This is a genomic window from Peribacillus muralis, assembly GCF_001439925.1.
GTDB classification, from domain to species: Bacteria; Bacillota; Bacilli; order Bacillales; family DSM-1321; genus Peribacillus; species Peribacillus muralis.
The window spans coordinates 177,425-177,704 of sequence record NZ_LMBV01000005.1 but is presented as its reverse complement, the minus strand read 5'-3'; positions in this window follow the sequence as shown (position 1 = coordinate 177,704).

The window sequence follows — 280 nt, the reverse complement described above, 5'->3', positions numbered from 1 at the left end:
GTTTTATCTACGAAATTGGAGATTTATCGATCATTCTTTCTGTTTTATCTACGAAATTGGAGATTTATCAACGAAACTTTCTGTTTTATCTCCGAAATTAGAGATTTATCAACCAATCTTTCTGTTTTATCTACGAAATTGGAGATTTATCAATCAATCTTTCTGTTTTATCTACGAAATTAGAGATTTATCAATCAAACTTTCTGTTTTATCTACGAAATTAGAGATTTATCTATAAATCTTTCTGTTTTATCTCCGAAATTGGAGATTTATCAATCAA